The sequence below is a fragment of the Edaphobacter acidisoli genome (genome assembly GCF_014642855.1).
In the GTDB taxonomy this organism is placed as follows: domain Bacteria; phylum Acidobacteriota; class Terriglobia; order Terriglobales; family Acidobacteriaceae; genus Edaphobacter; species Edaphobacter acidisoli.
The window spans coordinates 295,319-317,933 of sequence record NZ_BMJB01000001.1 but is presented as its reverse complement, the minus strand read 5'-3'; the positions used below and the strand labels follow the sequence as shown (position 1 = coordinate 317,933).

The window sequence follows — 22,615 nt, the reverse complement described above, 5'->3', positions numbered from 1 at the left end:
ACTCTTTTGACATGCGAAAGAGTAAGTCAGCGGTCCTCGAAGCGTTACGACAGGCGTCAGTCAGCGAACCTCTGGCGGTCGCATTCCTCGAAAAAGAGCGGTGGGGAGATACGCCCTGCTGCCCACGGTGCGGAGAGACGAACGTGTACCAGATGATGACTGGAGAGGCGCGCAATAAGGACTACCGCTGGCGTTGCCGTGGCTGCAAAGCCATGTACACCGTCCGCACGGGGACACCACTCGAAGAGACACGCTTGCCGCTCCGCGTGTGGGTGTTTGCGATCTGGAAAGCAGCAAGCGGAAAGAAGGGCTACAGCGCGTTGCAGCTATCCCGCGAGATGGAGATTACGCACAAGTCCGCGCTGTTCGTGTTGCGTCGCATTCGTCATGGGCTCGGAGAAGTGAATCCCCCAAAGCTCACCGGAACGGTCGAAGTTGATGAGGTCTACATCGGTGGTCGTCCGCGCTATCGGCATCCTTCAAACCGTGGCAAAACCTTAGACAAGATGGCCGTACTCGGCATGGTGCAACGCGGCGGTGACGTTCGCTTCCGTGCAATGAATCGCGTCACAGCCGGAAACGTGAATCGCGTGATCCAAGAGAATGCAGACGGATCGTGCCGGATCATCACAGATGAATTGAATGTCTACCGTCGCATCGGTCGCGGTTTCGCTGGCGGACATGATTACGTCAAACACGGTGCGCGAGAGTATGTGAAGCCGGGAACGGACATTCACTCGAACACAATCGAAGGCGTGTTCTCACTCATCCAGCGCGGACTGATGGGAACCTTCCATTCCGTTACGCGCAAGCATCTGCCGAACTACCTGAACGAGTTTCAGTTCCGCTGGAACACCCGCTATGTGAACGATGATGAGCGGGTGCAGGCGGCGATCAAACAGATGGACGGAAAGCGGCTCACCTACCGGGAGTCGGTAGACGCTCCACCGTATGAGGCGGCGATATGGTAACGGATTGCAACAAATACCTAGTCCCGAACTAAACCGCCACGTGGAAGTTATTTTGATTCAACAAGTTGATGGCTTTGGGGGCTTGACAGACTTTCAGGAGTTGCCGTTGCGGGAGAGGCTTTCGATCATGGAGCGGACGTCGCTGGGATCGACGATGAAACGGGTGGCTGTGGGGCCGTCCCGCTCGAACTCTTCCAGCTCCCAGGTACGCTCCTGCTCGCCTGCTCCGGTCTGAGCGCGGCGGACGGAGCCGTGAAAGTGGCGCGCGCCAGTGGATTGGGCCAGCGAGGCGGCGTTTTTGCGGCGAAGGCCTCCACCGACGGCTATCTCGATGCGTCCTGCTGCGTGACGGACCAGATGAGCCAGCGTGTCGGCTCCGGTAACGACATCAGGTTCGCCCCCTGAGGTGAGGACGCGGGAGCAGCCGGCGGCGATGACGTCTTCGAGAGCATGATCGAGCGAGGCGGTGTAGTCGAAGGCGCGGTGAAAGGTGATCTCGAGCGGCGCGGCGAGAGCGACCATCTCGCGTGTGCGCTCAATGTCCACGCGACCGTCGGCATGCAGGATGCCGAGCACGAAGCCGCGAGCGCCAAGGCGGCGGGCGTGGAGGAGATCTTCGCACATGAGCTGAAACTCGTCGGCGGAGTAGACGAAGTCGCCGCCGCGCGGGCGAAGAAGTACATGAACGGGCAGGCCGCTGCGGCCGACTGCTTCTTTGATGAGCGCGTGGCTAGGGGTGAGGCCGCCTTCACTCAACGCAGAGCAGAGCTCGATGCGGTGCGCGCCACCTTCGCGCGCGGCCAGGCAGGCCTGGATGCTCTCTGCACATAGCTCAAAGATGATGCTGGCCATGACTCCCCATCTGACGGAAGGCCGCTGAACGGTCGTCTCCGCAAATTCATTGCGCTTGATTGCTCGTATAAGCGCTAACGCTCCTACTGGTATACACGAAAAACAGGATTATTTGAAGAAATAATCTTCAAATAATCATTTATTTGAAATTTATCATAAATTTAAATAGAGATTTGGTGGTTTGTGCAGGCCCAGAGAGATATACGAGCGGCGCGGGAAGTTGTTCCGTTCGAGGTGTTATGAATCTGAAGCTGAAGTGAGCCGGGGAGAGAAACGCAAGGGCAACTGCAAAAGCAGTCCTCCCGCCTGCGCGGAAGGATGACGACTGGCATGGCTGGCTTCCCACCCATGCACGATGAAACTGCGCATGGATGGGGCACCCGGTATGTTCGCGATTCGATTAAAGGTCGAGCGATGGTGGGAATGAGGATGGGTTGGCGCCAAGCGTGGTGTTGGGCTCCGGGCCCATCTCGAAGACCAGGCTTCCGCCTTCGGCGATCTCGGTGTGATCGAACCAGACGCGGTCCTGGCGCTTGCCGTTCAGCGTGAAGGACTGGATGAACTGATGCGCGGGATCGGTGCGGTGGACTTCAATCTTCAATTCCCTGCCCCCGCCGAGATTCACCACGGCACGGTCGAAGAGCGGCGAGCCGAGGCAGTAGTGTCCGCTGGTTGCACCGACAGGATAGAAGCCGAGTGAGCTAAGGATGTACCAGGCGGACATCTGTCCTACGTCTTCGTTGCCCTGCATGCCGTCGGGCGTGGGCGCGTACATCGTCTCAAGCAGGCTGCGCACGCGGGACTGCGTCTTGTGCGGCGCGCCGGCGTAGACGTACATGTAGGCGATGTGGTGTGAAGGCTCGTTGCCGTGCGCGTACTGGCCGACGAGGCCGGCGATGTCGGGCGGCGCGTCGGGCGGCAGGTCCGATGGCGCGCTGAAGAGGCCGTCGAGCTTGGTGATGAACGGCTCAGTGCCGCCGAAGAGCGCGATGAGTCCGGCGACGTCGTGCTGCACGGCGAAGGTGGTCTGCCAGGGGTTCGACTCGGTGTAGTCGCGCCAATCCTTTTTGTGGCCCATTTCGATGGGAGTGAAGGGGGTGGTCCAGGTGCCGTCGGCGAGCTTCGGGCGCATGAAGCCGATGGATGGGTCGAAGTAGTTGCGGTAGCTGGTAGAGCGCTTGAGGAGCAGGGCCGCGTCATCGTGCTTGCCGAGCCGCTTCGAGACGTGCGCGATGGCCCAGTCGTCGTAGCAGTACTCAAATGCCTTCGAGACGGACTCTTCTTCCTTGTCGGCGGGGATGTAGCCGAGCTTGCGATACCAGCCGAGGCCGCGCCAATCGTCGTCCATGGCGCGCTTCATCATGGGCTTGTAGGCGCGCTCCCAGTCGATGCCGGGGAAGTTTTTGACGCACGCCTCGGAGATGACGGCGGCGGAGTGGTAGCCGGTCATGGTGCCGGTCTCGCGGCCGTGCAGCGGCCAGATGGGCATTCCGTCGGGGCTCTGCTCGGCCATGCGGATGAGTGTGTTGACGAACTGCGGGACGCGCTCCTGCTCGATGAAGGTATAGGCGGGGTGCGCGGCGCGGTAGGTGTCCCACAGCGAGAAGGTGGTGTAGTTCTGCTCGCCGGGGTTGAGGGTGTGGATCTCGTTGTCCATGCCGCGGTAGCGGCCGTCGACGTCGTCGAAGCGCGTGGGACCGAGCGACATGTGGTAGAGCGCGGAGTAGAAGGTCTTCTTGTGCGTCTCGTTGGCGGTCTCGATCTGGATCTTCGAGAGCTGGCGGCGCCATGCGAGCTTCGCGGCGCGCTGAGCTTTGTCGAAGTCCCATGCGGGGATCTCGGCGGTGAGGTTCTTCTGTGCGTTCTCCGCGCTGACGCCGGAGATGCCGGTCTTGACGTGGATGACTTCGTTCGCCGTCGTTTTGAAGTAGAGGACTGCCTTGATATTTTTGCCGGTGAGGTCGGTGCCTGCTGCTGGTGCTGCCGTCTCTTCATCGTCTTTGTAGAAGACGATGCGCTCGGGCTTCTTCGAGACCTGCATGGCGAAGTAGGCGTGGCGATTTTTTCCCCAGGCGTCGGTGATGTGGCCTCCGGCGAGAGTGTCGGGCGCAGTCTGGCGCAGCTCGGCTGACGTGACGGGGCCTTCGCCGCCGCCGTAGCCGTGCTGGAGATCGAGGATGAGGTAGGCCTGGTCGCTCGCGGGGAATGTGTAGCGATGGATGCCGGCGCGGTCGGTGACGGTCATCTCGGCGCGGACCTTGTAGTCCTTAAGGATGACGGAGTAGTAGCCGGGCTCCATGTGCTCGTCGGCGTGGTCGAAGCGGGAACGGTAGCCTTCGTCAGGGTTCTCGCGCGAGCCGGGCTTGGTGTGCGCCTTGCCGGTGCCGGCCATGACGAGGAAGTCGAGCAGGTCGCCGCAGCCGGTGCCGCTGAGGTGCGTGTGGCTAAAGCCCATGATGGAGGTGTCGGAGATGTGGTAGCCGGAGCACCAGTCCCAGCCGTCGTTGAAGGTGTCGGGGCTGAGCTGGCACGCGCCGAAGGGCATTGACGCGCCGGGGAAACAGTGGCCGTGGCCGCCGATGGCGGTGTGGAGCTCGACCCACTGGAGCGGATCTTCCTGCGTTGCCCTGCCCTTGCGTGTGATGCTGGCGCTTGCTGAGGTTGAGAGTCTGCCTGCTACACAAGCCGCAGAGGCACTTTGCAAAAATTTCCTGCGCGAGATCACGAATCGGGCTCCAGATTTATGGGTATGATAGCGGTATCAGAACCGCCATTCAGGCATTGTGACAGAAAGCAAAGAGAACCGGCAAATATGAGTTCGGATTGCGTTTTAGAAGAGGCGCGGAAGTTGAATGTTGGGCGACGCGGGTTTTTGCGGACAGCGGGATTGGCTGCGCTGGGCGCGGGAGTGGTGGGCCTTGCTCGCGAGGCTTCCGGGCAAGATGTGACGGCGCCTGTAGTTCCGACTGAGGCTGGGATTCCGTGGGACATCAGCAAGGGACGGCCGCCAGCTGCTGAGCGGAAGTTTTCGAGCCACATCGTAGAGCAATACATTGTCGCGATACAGAAGCGCATTGGCGATCCGGCGCTGGCTGCGCTCTTTGCCAATTGCTATCCGAACACGCTGGATACGACGGTTGAGCCGGGAACGTTCGATGGCAAGCCGGACACAGCGGTGGTGACCGGTGACATTGCGGCGATGTGGCTGCGCGATTCCTCGGCGCAGGTGTGGCCGTATTTGCCACTGGCGGCGAAGGCCCCAGCGCTACGGCAACTGCTGGAAGGCATTATTCGACGGCAGACGCGGTGCATTCTGATTGATCCTTATGCGAATGCGTTTATGGCGAACCTGAGCGCACCTCCGCTGCCGTGGAGCCGCGAGGACAAGACCGAGATGAAGCAGGGTGTAGGTGAGCGCAAGTGGGAGCTCGATTCGCTGTGCTATCCCATTCGGCTGGCGCATGGGTACTGGAAGCAGACTGGAGATACGGCTCCGTTCGATGCACAGTGGCACGACGCGATGAAGCTTGTGGTCGAGACGATGCGCGTGCAACAGCGTAAGCATGGTGAAGGGCCTTATCACTTCCAGCGGACGTCGGATATTCCGACCGAGACGCTGCCGAATAAGGGCTATGGAAGTCCAGTGCGGCCTGTGGGGTTGATTGCTTCGGGCTTTCGCAACTCGGACGATGCGTGCACCTTTCCGTTTCATGTGGCTTCGAATCTGTTTGCGGTCGCTTCGCTGCGACAGCTTGCGGCGATGTCTCACGCTGTTCTCGATGACGACACGCTTGCCAATGGTGCCAACTCGCTGGCAGATGAGGTTGCGCGGGCGGCGCGGCAGTATGGTGTTGCGGCGACTTCGCAAGGCAGCATCTGGGCGTATGAAGTGGATGGCTATGGCAGCCAGCTTTTGATGGATGATGCGGGTGTCCCGAGCCTGCTTGGTCTTCCCTATCTTGAAAGCTCGCCCGATGCGGCGCTGTATGCGCGGACGCGCGCTTTCTGCTGGAGCGAACGGAACCCGTGGTTTTTCAAAGGGACAGCAGGCGAAGGCATCGGCGGCCCACATGAGGGGAAGGATATGATCTGGCCGATGTCGCAGATCATCTACGCGATGACAAGCACGCAGCCAGTAGAGATTCGCCATGCGCTGACAATGCTGAAGGCGTCTGCGGCAGGATTTGGATTCATACACGAGAGCTACTACAAGGACGATCCGAAGAAGTTCACGCGGCCGTGGTTTGCATGGGCCAATACATTATTCGGCGAGCTGGTTGGGAAGCTCGCAGCGGCGCGACCGGAGTTACTTAAAGTCTGACGTTCGTCTTACTAAACGCTCGCTCCTGATGCGAAAGTTAAGCAGCATCGTTCGCTTCGAAATCAAAGAGAACGAAGAGAAGCGAGCTACTGTGGAAAAGATGTTCCACGTGGAGCATCTTGAGCTTGCAGTTATTGATTGAGCGTGAGTGTTTGAGCTCCTGGGTTCAGAGGCTTCTGTTGTCCGTGCCAGTTCAGTGTGCCGGAGATGTCCGGCGGCAACGTAATCTGTGCGGTCCAGTGGTCTCCTTCTTTGCGGTAGCTGGTCTCTACCAATCCGTGCGCGGTGGGCATGGTGGTGGCGACGTTCTGCAGCGGGCCGAGATGCGGAGTGATGGCTACGGTTTGGAAGCCAGGTGAGCCGGGCTCGATGCCTGCGACGATGGTCATCAGGTCGAGCGTGGGATGAGCGCTCCATGCGTGCGAGTCGGAGCGTGTCGGCTCGGGTGTCTCGGCCCAGGTGGAGAGACCCATCGCGAGCATGTCGCGCCAGGGTTGAAGCTCCTGCACGTATAGATCGCCAAGGCCGGCGTGGACCATTGCGCGAGCGACATAGAAGCGGAAGTAGTAGCTTGCAGGAGAAAGCTGCGTGGTACTGGGACTGGCCGCTCCGTTTGCGTCGACGCCGAGAACTTTTTCCATGACGGCTTTCTGCTGATCGTGTGGGATGACATCGAGCCACACGGCGAGTGAGTTTGCCTGCTGGCTAAAATGCTGCTTTTCTGGCGTGTCGGCGAGCAGGCCCACTTCTGGACTCCAGTTAAGAAGCATCAGTGCTTTAGCTGCGCGGTTGGCATGATCGCGATAGTCCTGTGCGCGGAACTTTTCTCCGAGCGCGTCTTCCATCGCGGCTGCATCATGAAGGGCTTCGATGTATTGCAATGTCAGTGCGGACGAGCCTCCATCAGCCTCTTGCGGAGGCACGCCGCCGTTGTAGTCTGGCGGACTCCAATCAACGAACGGCCACCATGGAATGCGTTCGAGCAGGCCGTCGGGCCGCTGATGCCGGGTAAACCAATCGAGCACGCCACGCGTTCCAGGCAGCAGCGACTGGACGAAGGCCGGGTCGTCGCGGTACTGCCAGAAGTCGTGGACCATGCCGACCCACATGAGCGAAAACGGCGGGATCATCTGCGTGAGGTTGGATGGATAGCGGCTTTGCGTGAGGCCTTCGGGGATGAGCGAGTCGCGAAAGGCTTCGAGCGCCTCGCGGGGCAGGCGGTCGTCGCCGGTAACACCGTAGGAGATGAGCGCCTGGATGCGTGTGTCGCCGATGTACTGAAGCTGCTCCCAGTAGGGCGTGTCCATGTAGGTTTCATGCGAGCAGAGCTGCGCGGTGCGCCAGCCAGTCTGCCAGATCTTTTCGAGTTCGGGGTCGTTGCTGGTGAAGTGCGCAACATCTTTGAATGGATAGGCTGTATAAAAACCCTGAAGACGCTGGATAGTCAGGGGTGCGTCGCCGGTTTTGACCTCGACCTGAAGGTAGCGCCAGGTGCGCCACCAGAGCGTGCGGTAGGTGCGGGCATGGCCGTCGGGGAAGATGACATCACGCAGCCCGGCGATATGCCGGCCTTCTATCTCATTGCGATTGCCCTTCTGGCCGTGCGCGTCGTAGAGCGCTTCGGCGTAAGTCATCGAGACTGTCGCGCCTGCTCCGCCGTCAAGTTCAAGCGAAGGAAAGGCTGTGGTGAGGACACTGTGGTCGAGCAGAATGGTCGCGTCTGCGTGCGCTGGAATTGTGAGTGATTCGTCGAGGGATTTTGCCGCGCCTTGCTCCATGCCGGTCACGCGTACGATGTGGCCTGCGGACTCCGGCGTGTACTGCATTGGCGGCAGTTCGTCTTTGACAAGCATCCATGGCGTGGGGCTGTCCTGCGAGTCGCGTGGAGCGGCATGGCCGATGGGCATAGCAGGCTTCCAGTCGCCAGGAGCGTTTGCTGTGTCCCAGTCCCAGTGCATCTTTGTGCCGTCCATCACTTCGGCAGGGCCTGCGGCGTAGTACCCGAGTGCGCGTAGAGAGCCTAGTCCACGGCCTGCGTCGTGGCTGGTCTGCCAGGTGCTGCCGGTGTCGATGGCGGCGTTGGCGGGGTCTTCTGCGGAGAGAAGAAATGCTGTCCGCGCGCTCATCTGGGCGACGGCTGCACGAGTGCCGTAATTCCAGACGATGGCCGCGATGGTGTTTTCGCCTGAGTGGAGAAACGGCGCGAGATCGTAGACTTCATAGCGCCAGTGATGCACGTCGGCGAGCGCTGGACCTGCGCCGACGCGCTGGCCGTTGACGTGAAGCTCGAAGCGCGTGTCTGCGCTGACATCGACGACGAACTGGCTGGGTGCGGTGTCGAGCATGAGCGTCTTGTGGAAGTACGCCACGTCGAAGTCGCGCGCGGGGCCGTCGGGAGTGGCGACCCACTCGGCCTTCCACTGCGCTGGCGGCGCGAACGACTGCGATGGCAGCGGGACGGCAAGGAACATCAACAGAAGCGGCAGAAGGGCGCGGCGCGGGAAGTTCACTGTGGAGGATGCTCCTTCCAAATTGGGCGATTGTTTGAAAGATGCTGCGAAAGATATCCCTTGCGGGAACCGCACCCATCTTACCTGTCTGCCTGCAAATTGTTTCCCGGTGGTGGCGTGGAATGAGAGACCTGACACTGATTTGCACCGATGGCACCGATTTTTAATGTGACCGCGGATGGCGCGGATCGGCGCGGATCTGTTTTATCCGTGACGCTCCGCGCCATCCGTGGTCGTCTTTTGATGGAGTCCAATGGGATGCTATACTTAGCTTCGGATGGTCAACCCGCCTGGCTCATGCTGCGCCAGCTCAATGCGGAGGTGGCGAAATTGGCAGACGCACTAGCTTGAGGTGCTAGCGCCGCAAGGCATAGGGGTTCAAGTCCCCTCCTCCGCACCACTCCACACATTTTCCCGGAAGCCGACGTTCCGGACCCAGAGGTTTACGGCCACACCATGTTCTACTTCGTCCTCGCAATTCACATCATCGTCTCGCTTATGCTGGTGGGCATCATTCTGCTGCAACAGGGCAGTTCCGCCGATCTCGCCGGCGCCTTTGGCGGCCAGGGTTCACAGACCGCGTTCGGCCCGCGCAAGGCTGCCAGTATGCTGACCAGGCTCACGGCATGGGGTGCAGCTATCTTCATGATTACGTCACTGACCCTCACGGTCATGCTCTCGCGCTCGAGCGGCGAGCACTCGGTACTCTCCGGTACTGCCGGCCATCCGGTTACGCAGAGCCAGCCGAAGAAGTAAGGCTCCCGGTAAGGTTTCAACCATGCGCAGGCCTTGCGGCTTGCGCATTTTTCATTGGAGAGCATCGCGATGATTCATGAAGTCCTAGCCGTTGGCCCGCTGCAGTGCAACTGCTCCATCCTGGGGGATGAGGCATCGCACGAGGCGATTGTGGTGGACCCGGGCGGGGATATCTCGCGCATCATGGCGGTTCTCGACCGGCACGGCCTAACGGTCAAACAGATTCTGATTACGCACGCGCACATCGATCACATCGCCGGGGCAGCGAGACTGAAGCGACTGACTGGGGCCCCTGTTCTCTATAACCAGAACGACGTGCCGCTGGTGAAGATGATGGATGAGCAGGCCGGGTGGATTGGCATTCCCACTCCCGAAGTTCCCGCGCCGGACGACACGCTTGAGGATGGGAAGGTTATCGCGGTGACAGGGATCTCGGGCTCAATTCTGCACACGCCGGGACACACCGAGGGAAGCGTATGCCTGTACCTGCCACAGGAGTCGCTACTGCTGGCTGGCGATACTTTGTTTGCCGGATCGATTGGAAGAACCGACCTGCCCGGAGGGGATTTCCACAAGATTATCCGGTCGATTCGGGAGCGGCTGATGGCTCTTCCGGACAAAGTCAGGGTGCTTCCCGGGCATGGTCCGCGGACGAATATCGGAACAGAGCGCGAAGATAATCCATTTTTACAAAACTAATTAAATCAATATTATGCTCCGCACAATTTCATGTTTAACTTTATTAGCATCACATGAAGTGTTGTTAGGTTTGGTTCACCTTACCCTGCAGCAATTTTGCGGATTCCCTCTGCAAACTCCAGCTCTGGACCGAGCAGGCTAATGACGATTCGTCCTACTTCGGCGATGCCGTAGAACGAGCCCGGGTGCACCACTACATCTGCTCGGTGGAGGAGTTCGGCGGCAGCGTCCCGGCTTCCCATCTGAGGCAGACGCAGGATGGCGCACCATCCTGCCTCGGTTCGAAGTACCTCAATGCCACCGTTCCGGACTAGGGCGAGATTGTGCCTTACGCGATTGAGTATCTGGTTCTGTATCTCGCCTCGGTGCTCCATCCAGACCGGCAGGGCGAGTTGGACGGGGGCGTTCATCGAGAGGAAGGTGTCGGCGACGACCTCCAGCCGGGCGAGCGCTTGCTGCTTTGCCACTTCGGGGCCGAGCGTGGCGATCCAGGCGGCCTTCATCTGGGGCAGGCCTGCGATCTTGCTCATGCCACTGAGGACGAAGGTCAGGACCGGGTGCGGATCGCGGGCGAAGCTTTGGATCTCAGCGTCCTCTTCAAGCGGGTAATCGAGGAAGACCTCGTCGACGATAAGGGCGAGGCCGTGGCGCTGGCAGATGGCTTCGAGGCGGGCGCGCTCCTGGGGCTTGGTCGTGTGGCCGGTGGGGTTATTGGGATGCACGACGACGATGGCGCGGGTGCGCGGGGTGATGCGGCGCTCGAGTTCGGCGAAGTCGATCCACCAGCCGTGGTCGTAGAAGAGTGGGTAGGGGCGAAGCTTGACGTCTTCGAGGTCGGCGAGGAAATCGAAGAGCGGGTAGCTGGGCTGCGCGACCAGCACCTCGTCGCCGGCGTCACAGAGCAGACGGAAGAGGAAACTGTAGCCTTCGCTGGTGCTGGTGGTCAGAATGAGATCGCTGGGAGCGACTTCGGCTTTGTGAAAGGCATAGTAGCCGGCTACGGCTTCGCGCGCCGAGAGCATGCCCCGCGGGTCGGGGTCGTAGGTCAGGGATTGCGGGTTGTGCAGTGGTTGAAGCAGGTGTTCCGCGTTGTAGTGAAACCCACAGGCCGTCGGGTTCGAGATGGTCAGATCGATCAGCTTGCGTCCGGTGGCACGCGCCTCGCGGATGGCGGCGGCGAATGCGCTTTCGGTGACGTCCCAGCCTGTGCGCGATGAAAGTCGGTGGCTCACATGTCCATGTTAACTGCAATGCCGTGCAGGCCAGCGCCGAACAGTGATGCTCCTAAAAATACGTTAGGGGCGGAGAAGCATAGTATGATTCCCCTCACAGAAAGCGGTGCCTTATGCAAAAGCTACTTTTGCTGTTCGGGGCCCTTGTACTCTCCTGTACCTCAGTTTCTCTCTCACAATCCACTCCATCGTCCTGGTTGGAGCTGAGCGGCTTGAAGGCTGGACAGACGATACAGGTCATCGACACTGCTTCGAAGAAATACTCCGGGACGTTCGTCAGCGTCTCCGACACGGCGATGACGATTCAGCAGACTTCAAACCAGCAGAGCATCCTCAAGCAGGATGTGCGCAGCGTGAAGATCGTAAAGTCAAGCCAACGCGCGAAGCATGCGATGATCGGAGCCGCAGCGGGCGCGGGCGCTGGAGCTGTGACAGGCGCTGCTCTCGGAGGGTGCTCAGGGTCCTGCTTCCTCGGATCGGAAAGAGGTGCACTGGCGGGAATCGGAGCTGGTATCGGCGCTATTGTGGGGGCAGGTGTCGGAGCGGTCTTGCCTTCGCACGGCACAACGATCTACGAGGCGAGCGCGCACTAGCTGGGCGCGGAGGGGGCACGGGCCTTTCAAGCGGCGTACGGCGGGATACTCGCGGCTAAGCGGACGGAGCGGGCACGTCCCGTACAATTGCACTCAATATGGTTCGAGTCGAAGCAGTTCTTTTTGATTATGGAATGGTGCTTTCGGGGCCTCCCGATCCGGCGGCGTGGGCGCGGATTCGCGCGATTACAGGGTTGGAGGAAGCGCCGCTGCAGCGCGAGTACTGGGCGCATCGGCATGATTACGATCGCGGCACACTGACGGGCGTTGACTTCTGGCACAAGGCGGCGGCGGGTGCGGGAATTGTTCTTTCGCCCGCGCAGGTCGAGGAATTGATTGCGGCTGACACTGACCTTTGGAGCCAGATCAATCAGCCGATGCTGGACTGGGCCCAGAGATTGCAGCGCGCGGGTGTGCGGACGGGGATTCTTTCGAACATTGGCGACTCGATGACCGAGGGGCTCGTGAAGCGATACGAGTGGCTCGCTCGCTTCGACCATCGGACGTGGTCGTATGCGCTGAAACTGGCCAAGCCGGAGTTGGAGATTTATCGTGCGGCGGCGGAGGGACTGCACACTCCGGTTGCCAACGTTCTCTTTATTGATGACAGGGCGGAGAACGTCGCTGCCGCGCAGGCGGCCGGGATGCAGGCGATTCAATATCGTGATCACGCAGAGTTTGAGCGGGAGATGCGCGGGCGTGGACTGGAGGAGTTGCTGGAGGCTGGCAACGAGGCTGCGGCTTCGCGCACGGCTCCGGACCAGTAACGTTACCCGTTCCCAAATCTGTACAGCGGGCTGCCTTGTTTTGGGGCATCCTTACAAATAGGCACCACCTAAACCGGCACCACCATGGATATTGAGGACAGGCTGCAAGCGGCGCTGTAACCGCAGCCAGATGACCATGATGAAACTACGCGCACTTTGCCTTGCCCTTGCCGGAACCTTCGGCCTGCTTGTCTCTTCACTTTCGGCGCAGAATACGGGGCCTCAGCAACTGCTCTTTGCAGGGCTGCGCTCGGTGGCCAATCAGGGCCAGTTCAACGCGGTCCAGGCGGATGCGGGCGGCGATCTGTATCTGCTGCTCGACCAGAAGGACGGCGTGCGCATCATCAAGACCGACCCAACCGCCACGACTGTGCTGGCGCAGGCACAATTTGGCGCGAAGGGCGATATTGGCCTGGCGATGGCGCTGGACCCCGCGGGCAATGTCTACGTGACCGGCACCGCGTGGTCGGGCGTGATGGCGAGCACGCCGGGCGCGGCATTCCCTACCCTCAGCAGCGGCATCAACAGCTTCATCGGCAAGTTTGATGCAAACTTGAATCCTGTTTTCGTAACTTTTTGCGGCAGCGGGCAGATGGCTGCTACGGGCATTGCCGCGACGGCGGATGCAGTGTTTGTTACGGGGAGCATCTTTAACAGCGGCCTGCCGGTGACGCCTTCGGCCGTGGTTCAGACCCCGGCCAGCGGCAGTTCGCAGAATGGTTTTGTCGAGAAGTTCAATGCGAGCGGGACCACTCTGCTCTACGCGACGTATCTGAGCGGCGAGAACGGGACGACGGCCCCTGCGGCCATTGCTGCGGACGCTTCGGACAATGCCTACATCGCGGGGTATACGACTTCTACGGGCTATCCGACGCTGGCCGCGGTGGTGCCGCGCATTCTGGGGACTTCGTCGGGATTTCTGACGAAGCTGACGCCTGCGGGCGACGGCATTACATTTTCGACGTTCATCCCAGGCTCTGGCGTGACGTCGCTTGTACTGGATTCTGCTGCAGGAAATCTGTTGCTCTCAGGGTCGATTGCGCTGGGGCAGTTCCCTGTTTCAAATGCGCCGATGCCGCTAGTGAATACGGCATATCAGTCAGTGGTGCGGATGACGCTGGATGGCAGCACGGTGGTCTCGTCCACGGTGGTCGCACCGGGGACGCAATCGGTGGCGGCGACTGCGTCGGGCGGAGCGGCGTGGGTTGTGGGTTCGCTGCCTGCGTCGATGACAGGGCCGCTGCTTCCGCTTGAGCCTCTCGCAGAGATGGGCAACAGCTTTGCAGTTCATGTGACGGCTCAGAATACCGTGGACCAGACAGCGCGGTTTGGCGGGCTGGCAAATGTGAACCCGAACTATGCGAGTGCGCCGGTGAGCCTGACTTCGCTGGCTGTCGATGGAGGCGGTGAGCCGGTCTTTGCAGGAAGCCTGGCGGCGACTGCAAGCTCCAGCCTGCTTGCGACAGAGACGTGGGACCTGCCGCTGACGAACGCGACTTCGGTGCTGCCTTCGAGTGTGCGCAATGCAGCGCTTGCCTCGGGCACTTGCAACGGAAGCGAGTGCGCAGGCGATGCGGCGTATCTGGCGAAGCTTGGGACGCAGGCGGGGGCGAGCCTCGCGCTTTCGGTCGATGACTCGCCCAACATTACGCTGCGGAATCTCGGCACAAGCACGGCGACTGGATTGCAGATCTCGACTACTGGTTTCACTGAGAATAATGACTGCTTGTTTACGCTTGCGCCTGGAGCGGATTGCAGCATCATGCTGACAGGCAGCGGGCCGGGTAGCATCACAGTGCAATCGAGCAATGCGGTGACCGAAACGGCTACGCTGCCAGCGACGACAAATGTGGCGAACCCGATTGCTGTTTCTGCGCGGGAGATGGACTTTGGCGTGGTGACGGGTAGCGACCCGGCGGCGACGCGCATCCTCACGGTCACGAATCTCGGCTCGCAGGCGCAGACGTTTACTTCGTCACCGAGTACGACGGGGCTGCTTACGAGACAGACGACTGACTGCGCCTTCGCTACCGTGACTACGAGCACGCTGGCGCCGGGGGCGTCGTGTCACATCACGCTCGCGCTCAGCGACTCTGCAAATACTCCAGATGGATTTGTGCAGACGTACTGGCCGATTGGCTCACGGTCCGTTCTGCTGACCGGATACACGCAGGCAGCGGCGCTCGATCTCTCGGCCAGCGAGATTGATTTTGGCGCGCAGTTTCCTGGAGGGCTGCGCCTGCCGCGGTATCTGTATATCTCGAACGACTCTGCCTCGCCGATTGCTCACGCGCCGGTTGCGCTGACGGCGAGTTCGCCTTTCACCGTGACGGACAACTGCCCGACGACGCTTGAGCCGCACACGGTCTGTCAGCTTGCACTGACGTACAACTCGCAGGCCGCGCCTTCGGCAGACTCGGTGACGCTTGCACTCGATGAAGGTTTGAGCGTGCTCGTTACTGGGCAGACACTGTCGCAATCGACGGCGAACGGAGAAGCCGTCAATCCGAGCCTGTCGGTTTCGCCGGCTACGGTTAGCTTCAGCAATGCGGTCACCGTTACATCGACTTCCAGCAACACGCAGACCGTGACGATTGGCAATACGGGCACAGCGGCGTTTCCGCTGACGCTTGCACTCTCGGGCGACTTTACCGACACGACCGACTGCGGCGTGACGCTAGCGGCTTCGAGCACGTGCAGCGTCGTCATCACGTTTGCGCCGTCGGAGCCGGGCACACGGCAAGGGCTGCTCTCGGCGACGGCGGGCGCGGGAACCAGCCCTGCTTATGTCACACTCTCGGGCACGGGCGCCGGAATTCTTGCGGCCAACAACGGCACGCTCGACTTCGGCGACGTGATTATCGGGCAGCCGGAGGTGCAGTGGTACAAGATTACGCAGCCCTTTTCGTCGCTCACTGCAACGACTTCAACCGGTGACTTCAAAGCCATCCTGGTAGAAGACCTCGGCTACGGACATGGCCAACCACCTGCTTCGGCGTTCACTTCAACAGCCAGCGGCACGTGCCTGAACTGCTGGCTGGGCGTGCAATTTACACCAAGCAACACCGGCGCGGAGACGGCATCGCTCACGCTGGCCTCGGGCGGCAGCGGCAGTCCGGAGCCGCTCACGCTGACCGGGACGGGGCTTCCGCTGACGGGGTTGATTCTGACGCCGATCAGCCAGGACTTCGGCCCGGTGTCTGTGGGCAGCACGAGCCCCGCGATGCTGTTTACCCTGACGAACCTGACCGATGCGGCGGTGAGTGTGACGTCCGCCAACACGAGCGGCGACTTCGCAGTCAGCTCTGCGTCGACTGGAGGCCAGCTGTGCACGGGCTCGGTTGCGCCGAATACCTCGTGCTTCGTGGAGGTTAATTTTGCTCCGACCACGACAGGGCCGCGCACTGGCTTACTTACGCTTGCGACCTCGGCCAGCACACTGACATCGACGCTCACGGGGTTCGGCTCGCCCTCGACTGGACTGGCGTTGAATCCTACGGCGCTGACGTTCACCAATGTGCCCGGCACAGCAGCGACCCAGCAGACCATTACGCTGACCAACACGGGCGCGGCAACACTTCAGATTGGAACACCGACCAATGGCAATGCTGCGTTCGCAGCCGTAAGTACATGCGCCGCACTTGCTCCGGCGGCGACCTGCACCGTCGCCGTGACATTCACGCCAGGCACTGCATTTCAGGCCGACACGCTTGAGATACCCGTAACCAGCACCAGTACAGGAACCACCAACTACGCCGTTGCGCTTGTAGGCAACTACACGACAGAAGATGCGGGACTCCAAATCATTCCCACCCAGGCGAACTATGGGCCTGAGGCTACGGGGACGCTGGGCCTGACGCGGCAGTTCACGATCAATAACCTCACGGCGAAATCACTCACACTGGCAGTTGCGCTGCCGCGGCAATTTGTTCTGAGCGGGGCTCCTTGCTCGGGTCTTGCGCCGAATGCTTCGTGCAACTTCTCCGTCACCTTCCTGCCGCTTACGAATGGCGACATCACGGGCACGATTTTTGCTCAGGGTACGCCGACGGACGGCTCGGCCACGTTGAATGGGCTCGGCTATCTTGAAGGCTATGGCAACGGCTCGGGGACGCTTGCCATCGCGGGCAATCTGATTCCCAATGGCGCTACAGGAAGCACGCTCAACTTCGGACAGGTTGCTTCCGGCCAGACGGGCGCGCAGACGCTGACGCTCAAAAACACATCCACTACGCCGCTGACCATTCGCCGCGTCACGAGCGAGTGGCCATTTTTTGCCACGACAACATGCGGCACGACGCTTGCCCAAAACCAGACGTGCACTGTCACCGTGACGTACTCTCCGATCAACCAGCAGGCTGCGGGCGGGACAGCGGTGCCGCCGAGCAATGATACGGGCACGCTCGTGATTGAGAGCGATGCTGCGAGCAGTCCTGACCTGGTCGATCTTGCGGGCAGCGCTGCGCCGGTTTATGTTGCTTCGCCTTCGAACGCCGCGCCGCTGGCTTCCTATACTGCGTCGCAAAGCTCGCTGACATTTGCGACGACGCAAACGGGTAACTCCTCCGCCGCACAAGCCGTTACGCTTTCGAATACAGGCACGACAACGTTGCACATTACAAACCTGCAGACGACTGCTGACTTCACATTGCAAAGCAACTGCGGCACGGTCGTGGCTGGAGCGAGCTGCGTTATCAACGCGTACTTCACGCCGCAGAGCGCGGGGACGAAGATCAGCGCAATTGAGATCACCTCCGATGCCGCGAACGCGCTGGACTTCATCAGCCTGCTTGGCGCATCTACGCCAGCGACGCTGACTTTTTCGCCGACATCGCTCAACTTCGACAACGTGCTTGTGGGCAGCAGCTACACGCTCCCCATCCAGATTACGAACGTCAGCACGACGGCGGCGACATTCAACGGCATCTCGACTACTGGCGACTATACGGTTGCTGGCACGTGTCCCACGCCGGGCAACGTTCTTGCTCCTTCTACAAGCTGCACACTTCAGGTCACATTTACGCCGACGCAAACCGGCACGCGCAACGGCACAGTCAGCATTGCATCGACTGCCAGCACGCTTTCGCTGACAGCACCTTTGACCGGCACCGGCATCGAGTCTCACTTGCAAATTTCGCCGAGCGCGTTGAGCTTTGGCGGCGTCGCCGTGGGGGCTTCGGCTAACCTGAGCCTGACGCTCGCCAATACCGGCACGGCCACAGTGAATAATGTGGCGCTCAGCATCACCGGCGACTATGCCATCACAGTCCCTTGCACGCTGACTGCGCTTGCTCCGGGACAAAGCTGCTCCGTCACCGTCACATTTACCCCGACGGCGCTTGGCTCACGCGCAGGCACACTGACGGTCGCGAGCAGTGACGCGAGTTCTCCTGTCAGCATTCCTCTGACCGGTACTGGAAGCCCGAATGGAACATTTTCCTTAACGGTGAACGGATCGAACTCTGCCAGTACGACCGTCGCGCAGGGCATAGCGGGCTCTTACGCTCTTGCCGTTACGCCACTGAACGGCTTCAGCGGCGGAGTGGTGCTGAACTGTACGCCACTCACTGCGGGCCTTTATGCGACGTGCTCACTGCTGCCGTCGAGCGTCATTCTTAATAGCGGAAGCCAGACTTCTACGGCGACGATCACGACCGTTACGCGGGTCGCTGCCACTCAATCGGCACGGAACAGAACAAACAACCGTGCTGTGCTTTGCCTGCTGCCTGCAGCGCTGCTGTTCTTCTGGAGATCGCGACGGTCGCGGATTGCGCTTCGGCGTACGGCGTTTCTCTGGATCGTCATCTTCAGTGCGGCCACGCTGACACTGATGGGTTGCGGCAGCGGCAACCAGACTGATCCAGGGCTTCGCTACACGCCGCCGGGGACGTACCAGTATCAGATCACGGCAAGCTCGACCAGCGGTGCCCAGATCACGCAATCCGTCACGGTGAACCTGACCGTCACTCAATAGACTCGTGATACTCTTCCGGCGAAGATATAAATCGTATGCAGACGAGCCGTCGCACATTCCTGACACAAGCCACTGCGCTGATGCTGGCGCCGCGTGCGTTGCACTCTCAATCAACCGCACGGCCTGACGTAGCGACGATTGATCACGATCGCATCATCAAAGCGGCTGGCCGCTATCTCACGGAGAAGCCCGCGCCGCTTACAACGATTCCCTGCCCGCGCAGCCCGGGCACCGTTCACGACTACTACTCTGAACCAGATGACCATGCAGGCGCGTTCGTGGCGCACCGCGATGCTCTGCTGCGCTTCTCGATGTGTGTTCCGGCGCTGACGGCGGCGTTTGTGCTGACCAAAGATCAGCATTTTGCGCAGCAGGCTGTAGCTCATCTTGATGCGTGGTTCGTCGATCCGGCTACGAGCATGACTCCGGCGATGAATTTTGCGCGTACGGTTCCTCCAGCAAAGACCGGAGCGGCCGAGGGGCTGGTTGAGGCGGTGCATCTGGCCGAGGTGGCGCAGTCTGTTCCCTTTCTGGCGAACTCAGATGCGATGACGGCGGAGAAGCTGAGCGCGGTGAAGAAGTGGTTTGCGGCTTATCTCGACTGGCTGAATTCATCGCTGCTTGCCGGGCTGGCGCGCGATCACAAAGACCATCATGGGACATCATGGCTGCTGCAGGCTGCGGCTTGCGCGCATCTGAATACCGCCGATGACACCGCACTACTCGCGCTGCGGCATCTCTACAAATCGAAGACGATTCGGGCGCAGATCATGGCGGATGGCACTTTTCTTCACGAGGTTTCGACGCCGAACCCTTATCGTAACTCGCTCTTCAACCTCGATATGTTTGCGGCGATCTGCATGTTACTGTCGGGCGAGTTTGAGAGCGTGTGGGAGTATGAGTTGCAGGATGGCCCTGGAATGCGTGTTGCCATCGCGCGGCACTATCCATTCATCAAGGACCGGGGAACGTGGCCGTATGAGTCGGACGCCGCGTACTTCACGAGCCTGCCGCTACGCCAGCCAAGCCTGCTCTTCTGCGCACGCGCGTACCGCCGGCCAGAGTACGCCGACTTGTGGAAGACGCTGCCGCCGGACACAGACATTCCAGAGCTTCAGCGCACGTTCCCTATTCGCCAACCGTTGCTGTGGGTGACTCGCCCGCGGGCTTAGATTTTCTTTGCGCGAAATTCTTTCACGATGGCAAGGTACTTCTTCGCGCTGTCGGTGACGACCTCAGGTTTGCCTTCGGCCATCGCTTTGGCGTTCACCAGGTCGGAGCCTACGCCGAGGGCGAACGCTCCCGCCGCGAGAAACTCCGCGGCGGTTGCGAGTGAAACACCTCCGGTGGGAATCATCTCCACCTGCGGCAGCGGGCCTTTGAGCGCGGTCAGATATTTTGCGCCGCCCATTGCGCTTGCGGGAAAGACCTTGACGACATCAGCGCCAGCTTGCCATGCGGTAACAATTTCGGTTGGCGTGAGCGCGCCGGGCAGCACTGCAATGGAGTAACGATGGCACATCTCGATGGTGCCGAGATTGAGCGCGGGGCTGACGACAAACTGCGCGCCTTCGAGGATGCACATGCGAGCGGTCTCGGCATCGAGCACGGTGCCTGCGCCGATGAGAATGTCTGGCCGCTTCTGCGCAAGCGTGCGCATGACCTGGATCGCGCCAGGAACGGTCATCGTAACTTCGAGCACGTTCACGCCACCGGCGGCGATAGCCTCTGCTAGCGCCAGCGCTTTGTCTACCGACTCCGCCCGCAGGACCGGAACCAGGCCGGTCTCCCGCAGAGACTTCAGTACTGCAATCTTCTCCATCGTTCTCTCCCTGTAAGTCTTCTCTGTCTAGCGCTGCACGCGGGCGCCGCCGCCCTTCATGATGCGCTGCACTTCGTCGAAGGTGGCCATGGTAGTATCGCCGGGCGTCGTCATTGCCAGCGCACCGTGAGCGCAGCCGCAGTTGACGGCCCAATCCGCGCCCTTGTCATTGAGGAATCCATAGATGAGCCCAGATGCGAACGAATCGCCGCCGCCGACGCGATCGAATATTTCCAGATTTGGCATCGGCCGCGCCTCGTGGAACTTGCCCTCGTAGTAGCAGACCGCGCCCCAATCGTTCACGCTTGCCGTCTTCGCATGGCGCAACGTTGTGGCTACGGCTTTGAAATTCGGATAGGTAGCGACTGCCTTCTCAATCATCTTGCGGAAGTTGGCCGAGTCGAGTTCGCCGAGGTCGTCTCCGACGCCTTCGATCTCAAAGCCGAGCGCGGCGGTGAAGTCCTCTTCATTACCGATCATCACGTCGACATACTTCGCCAGCTCGCGGTTCACCTCGGTGGCGCGCGCCTTGCCGCCGATGGCCTTCCACAGCGAGTCGCGGTAGTTGAGGTCGTAGCTGATGATGACGCCGTGCTTGCGGGCAGCCACCATCGCCTCCTTCGCCACCTCGGGCGTGGACTCGCTCAGTGCGCAGAAGATGCCGCCGGTGTGTAGCCAACGCGAGCCTTCTTTGCCGAAGATCTCGTCCCAGTCGATCTGGCCGGGTTTCAACTGGCTGACCGCGGTGTGGCCACGGTCCGAGCATCCCAGCGCCGCGCGCACTCCGAAGCCGCGCTCCGTGAAGTTCAGCCCATTGCGCACGGTGCGGCCTACGCCGTCGTACTTTGTCCACATGAGGTGCGAGAGATCGACGCCGCCCTGCAGCATCAGATCTTCAAGCAAACGACCTACGGGATTGTCAGCGAGCGCGGTCACGATTGCCGTCTTCATGCCGAAGCAGCGACGCAAGCCACGGGCAACGTTATATTCGCCGCCACCTTCCCACGCGGTGAACTGTCGCGCCGTGGCAACGCGCACATCACCGGGATCGAGGCGCAACATGACTTCGCCCAGGCTGACCAAGTCCCACTTGCACTCTTCTTTCTTGCGCAATACCAGCTTGTTCTCGCTCACTATCGCAACTCCGCGATGGCCACGCCATCCATATCGTCGTACGCTTGGTTTTCTCCGCCCATGCCCCAGCAGAAGCCGTAGTTCTTCGTGCCTACGCCGGCGTGGATCGACCAGCCGGGCGAGACAACGACTTCCTTATCAGCAACGACGAGATGGCTGGTTGCGTCGGGAGGCCCCATCAGGTGGAACACGCGGTGCGTGGGGTCCACGTCGAAGTAGAAGTAGACCTCGCTGCGACGCATGTGCGTGTGCGCGGGCATCGTGTTCCAGTTGCAACCTGTGGCCAGCAGCGTGAAGCCCATCACAAGCTGGCAGCTCTTGATGCCTTCCTTGTAGATGGCCTTGTAGATCGTGCGCTTGTTGCAGGTCTCGACGCTACCAAGTTCGAGACCCTTCATGTCGGCGAACTTCACCATCGCGGTGGGGTATTCCTTGTGCGCCGGATAGCTCAGCAGATAGAAGTTCGCAGGTGCCTTGCTGTTCTTGCTCGAAAACGTGACCGACCTGCTGCCGCGCCCCACGTAGAGACAATCGAGCTTGTCGAGCGAATACTCCGTGCCGTCCACCACAACGGAGCCCGCGCCACCGACGTTGAGCACACCAAGTTCGCGACGTTCGAGGAAGTACTCTGCGCGCAGCTCCGGCTCTGTTTCGAGCGTGAGTGCTTCACCGACAGGCACTGCTGAACCGATGACTGTGCGGTCGAGATCCACATAGGCAAACTCGATTTTTCCGGGCTGGAAGAAGCCTTCGAGCAGGAATGTTTCGCGCAGATCATCGGTATTCATCAACTCGTAGCGGACCGGGTCTGCCATCTGGTAAAGCCGCATTTGCTTAACTCCTCACTTCAAATTAAATCGCTGATGCAAGGGACACGCACGCCTGCGCCGTCCACCGCGCTCAAGAAAAATGCCCTTATAGTCAACATACGAGAGCCAAACTAAACCAGTCAATCAAACCAGCCGGATTCGGTAAAAAGAAGCC

The 22,615-nt window shown here is 60.5% G+C and carries 15 protein-coding genes and 1 tRNA gene; 9 read left to right on the top strand and 7 right to left on the bottom strand.

Annotated elements, in window-relative coordinates; genetic code table 11:
* The first annotated feature begins 11 nt into the window (after nt 1–11).
* Nucleotides 12–971 carry an IS1595 family transposase gene (locus IEX36_RS01175; RefSeq protein WP_188757548.1) on the top strand — a complete coding sequence of 320 codons (960 nt, stop codon included), beginning with the start codon at nt 12–14 and terminating at the stop codon, nt 969–971.
* A gap of 93 nt (nt 972–1,064) precedes the next feature.
* On the opposite strand, the gene IEX36_RS01170 is transcribed toward IEX36_RS01175, so the two are convergent.
* Nucleotides 1,065–1,823, bottom strand: a complete 759-nt coding sequence (locus tag IEX36_RS01170) for a copper homeostasis protein CutC (RefSeq protein ID WP_188757547.1) — start codon at nt 1,821–1,823, stop codon at nt 1,065–1,067.
* A 400-nt stretch (nt 1,824–2,223) separates the two neighbouring features.
* Nucleotides 2,224–4,527, bottom strand: a complete 2,304-nt coding sequence (locus tag IEX36_RS01165) for a GH92 family glycosyl hydrolase (RefSeq protein ID WP_308422266.1) — start codon at nt 4,525–4,527, stop codon at nt 2,224–2,226.
* 108 nt (nt 4,528–4,635) lie between these two features.
* Between IEX36_RS01165 and IEX36_RS01160 the strand changes: the two genes are divergently transcribed.
* Nucleotides 4,636–6,144, top strand: coding sequence for a glycoside hydrolase family 125 protein (locus IEX36_RS01160; protein ID WP_188757545.1), 1,509 nt, complete (start codon nt 4,636–4,638; stop codon nt 6,142–6,144).
* A gap of 131 nt (nt 6,145–6,275) precedes the next feature.
* Here IEX36_RS01160 and IEX36_RS01155 read toward each other — a convergent pair whose 3' ends face one another.
* Nucleotides 6,276–8,654 carry an alpha-L-rhamnosidase-related protein gene (locus IEX36_RS01155; RefSeq protein ID WP_188757544.1) on the bottom strand — a complete coding sequence of 793 codons (2,379 nt, stop codon included), beginning with the start codon at nt 8,652–8,654 and terminating at the stop codon, nt 6,276–6,278.
* A 315-nt stretch (nt 8,655–8,969) separates the two neighbouring features.
* Here IEX36_RS01155 and IEX36_RS01150 point away from each other — a divergent pair.
* The 3 genes from IEX36_RS01150 to IEX36_RS01140 all read left to right on the top strand — a co-directional run bounded on the left by IEX36_RS01150 (nt 8,970) and on the right by IEX36_RS01140 (nt 10,109).
* Nucleotides 8,970–9,054: transfer RNA gene (locus IEX36_RS01150), tRNA-Leu, on the top strand.
* Between the two features lie 56 nt (nt 9,055–9,110).
* On the top strand, nt 9,111–9,410 hold the full coding sequence (gene secG / locus IEX36_RS01145) for a preprotein translocase subunit SecG (protein ID WP_188757543.1): 300 nt from the start codon (nt 9,111–9,113) through the stop codon (nt 9,408–9,410).
* 69 nt (nt 9,411–9,479) lie between these two features.
* Nucleotides 9,480–10,109 carry an MBL fold metallo-hydrolase gene (locus tag IEX36_RS01140; RefSeq protein ID WP_188757542.1) on the top strand — a complete coding sequence of 210 codons (630 nt, stop codon included), beginning with the start codon at nt 9,480–9,482 and terminating at the stop codon, nt 10,107–10,109.
* A gap of 80 nt (nt 10,110–10,189) precedes the next feature.
* On the opposite strand, the gene IEX36_RS01135 is transcribed toward IEX36_RS01140, so the two are convergent.
* Nucleotides 10,190–11,341, bottom strand: coding sequence for a pyridoxal phosphate-dependent aminotransferase (locus IEX36_RS01135; RefSeq protein WP_188757541.1), 1,152 nt, complete (start codon nt 11,339–11,341; stop codon nt 10,190–10,192).
* 212 nt (nt 11,342–11,553) lie between these two features.
* On the opposite strand from IEX36_RS01135, the gene IEX36_RS01130 reads away from it, so the two are divergent.
* The 4 genes from IEX36_RS01130 to IEX36_RS01115 all read left to right on the top strand — a co-directional run bounded on the left by IEX36_RS01130 (nt 11,554) and on the right by IEX36_RS01115 (nt 19,847).
* Complete coding sequence (locus IEX36_RS01130; RefSeq protein WP_188757540.1) at nt 11,554–11,934, top strand: hypothetical protein; 381 nt, start codon at nt 11,554–11,556, stop codon at nt 11,932–11,934.
* Nucleotides 11,935–12,032: 98 nt separating this feature from the next.
* Entirely contained in the window at nt 12,033–12,701 is a 669-nt protein-coding gene (locus tag IEX36_RS01125) for an HAD-IA family hydrolase (protein WP_188757539.1), read from the top strand.
* A 136-nt stretch (nt 12,702–12,837) separates the two neighbouring features.
* Nucleotides 12,838–18,675, top strand: a complete 5,838-nt coding sequence (locus IEX36_RS01120; RefSeq protein WP_229668600.1) for a beta strand repeat-containing protein — start codon at nt 12,838–12,840, stop codon at nt 18,673–18,675.
* Nucleotides 18,676–18,710: 35 nt separating this feature from the next.
* The gene (locus IEX36_RS01115) at nt 18,711–19,847 is read left to right on the top strand and encodes an alginate lyase family protein (RefSeq protein WP_188757537.1); all 1,137 of its coding nucleotides are present in this window, start codon (nt 18,711–18,713) and stop codon (nt 19,845–19,847) included.
* On the opposite strand, the gene IEX36_RS01110 is transcribed toward IEX36_RS01115, so the two are convergent.
* From IEX36_RS01110 to kduI, 3 genes are read right to left on the bottom strand one after another with little or no spacing between them, the layout of a single operon-like run.
* Nucleotides 19,844–20,497: a bifunctional 4-hydroxy-2-oxoglutarate aldolase/2-dehydro-3-deoxy-phosphogluconate aldolase gene (locus IEX36_RS01110; protein WP_188757536.1), complete on the bottom strand. Its 654-nt coding sequence runs from the start codon at nt 20,495–20,497 to the stop codon at nt 19,844–19,846. The two genes, IEX36_RS01115 and IEX36_RS01110, sit on opposite strands and share 4 nt — an antisense overlap.
* A gap of 27 nt (nt 20,498–20,524) precedes the next feature.
* Entirely contained in the window at nt 20,525–21,631 is a 1,107-nt protein-coding gene (locus tag IEX36_RS01105) for a sugar kinase (protein ID WP_229668599.1), read from the bottom strand.
* The gene (kduI, locus tag IEX36_RS01100) at nt 21,631–22,461 is read right to left on the bottom strand and encodes a 5-dehydro-4-deoxy-D-glucuronate isomerase (RefSeq protein ID WP_188757535.1); all 831 of its coding nucleotides are present in this window, start codon (nt 22,459–22,461) and stop codon (nt 21,631–21,633) included. The genes IEX36_RS01105 and kduI overlap by 1 nt, the downstream gene beginning before the upstream one ends.
* Nucleotides 22,462–22,615: the final 154 nt, after the last annotated feature.

Excerpts from the sequence above, each read along its gene's own strand:
- IEX36_RS01175 (WP_188757548.1), top strand. The coding sequence starts at position 12 with ATGCGAAAGAGTAAGTCAGCGGTCCTCGAAGCGTTACGACAGGCGTCA.
- IEX36_RS01170 (WP_188757547.1), bottom strand. The coding sequence starts at position 1,823 with ATGGCCAGCATCATCTTTGAGCTATGTGCAGAGAGCATCCAGGCCTGC.
- IEX36_RS01160 (WP_188757545.1), top strand. The coding sequence starts at position 4,636 with ATGAGTTCGGATTGCGTTTTAGAAGAGGCGCGGAAGTTGAATGTTGGG.
- secG (WP_188757543.1), top strand. The coding sequence starts at position 9,111 with ATGTTCTACTTCGTCCTCGCAATTCACATCATCGTCTCGCTTATGCTG.
- IEX36_RS01140 (WP_188757542.1), top strand. The coding sequence starts at position 9,480 with ATGATTCATGAAGTCCTAGCCGTTGGCCCGCTGCAGTGCAACTGCTCC.
- IEX36_RS01125 (WP_188757539.1), top strand. The coding sequence starts at position 12,033 with ATGGTTCGAGTCGAAGCAGTTCTTTTTGATTATGGAATGGTGCTTTCG.
- IEX36_RS01120 (WP_229668600.1), top strand. The coding sequence starts at position 12,838 with ATGATGAAACTACGCGCACTTTGCCTTGCCCTTGCCGGAACCTTCGGC.
- IEX36_RS01115 (WP_188757537.1), top strand. The coding sequence starts at position 18,711 with ATGCAGACGAGCCGTCGCACATTCCTGACACAAGCCACTGCGCTGATG.
- IEX36_RS01110 (WP_188757536.1), bottom strand. The coding sequence starts at position 20,497 with ATGGAGAAGATTGCAGTACTGAAGTCTCTGCGGGAGACCGGCCTGGTT.
- kduI (WP_188757535.1), bottom strand. The coding sequence starts at position 22,461 with ATGCGGCTTTACCAGATGGCAGACCCGGTCCGCTACGAGTTGATGAAT.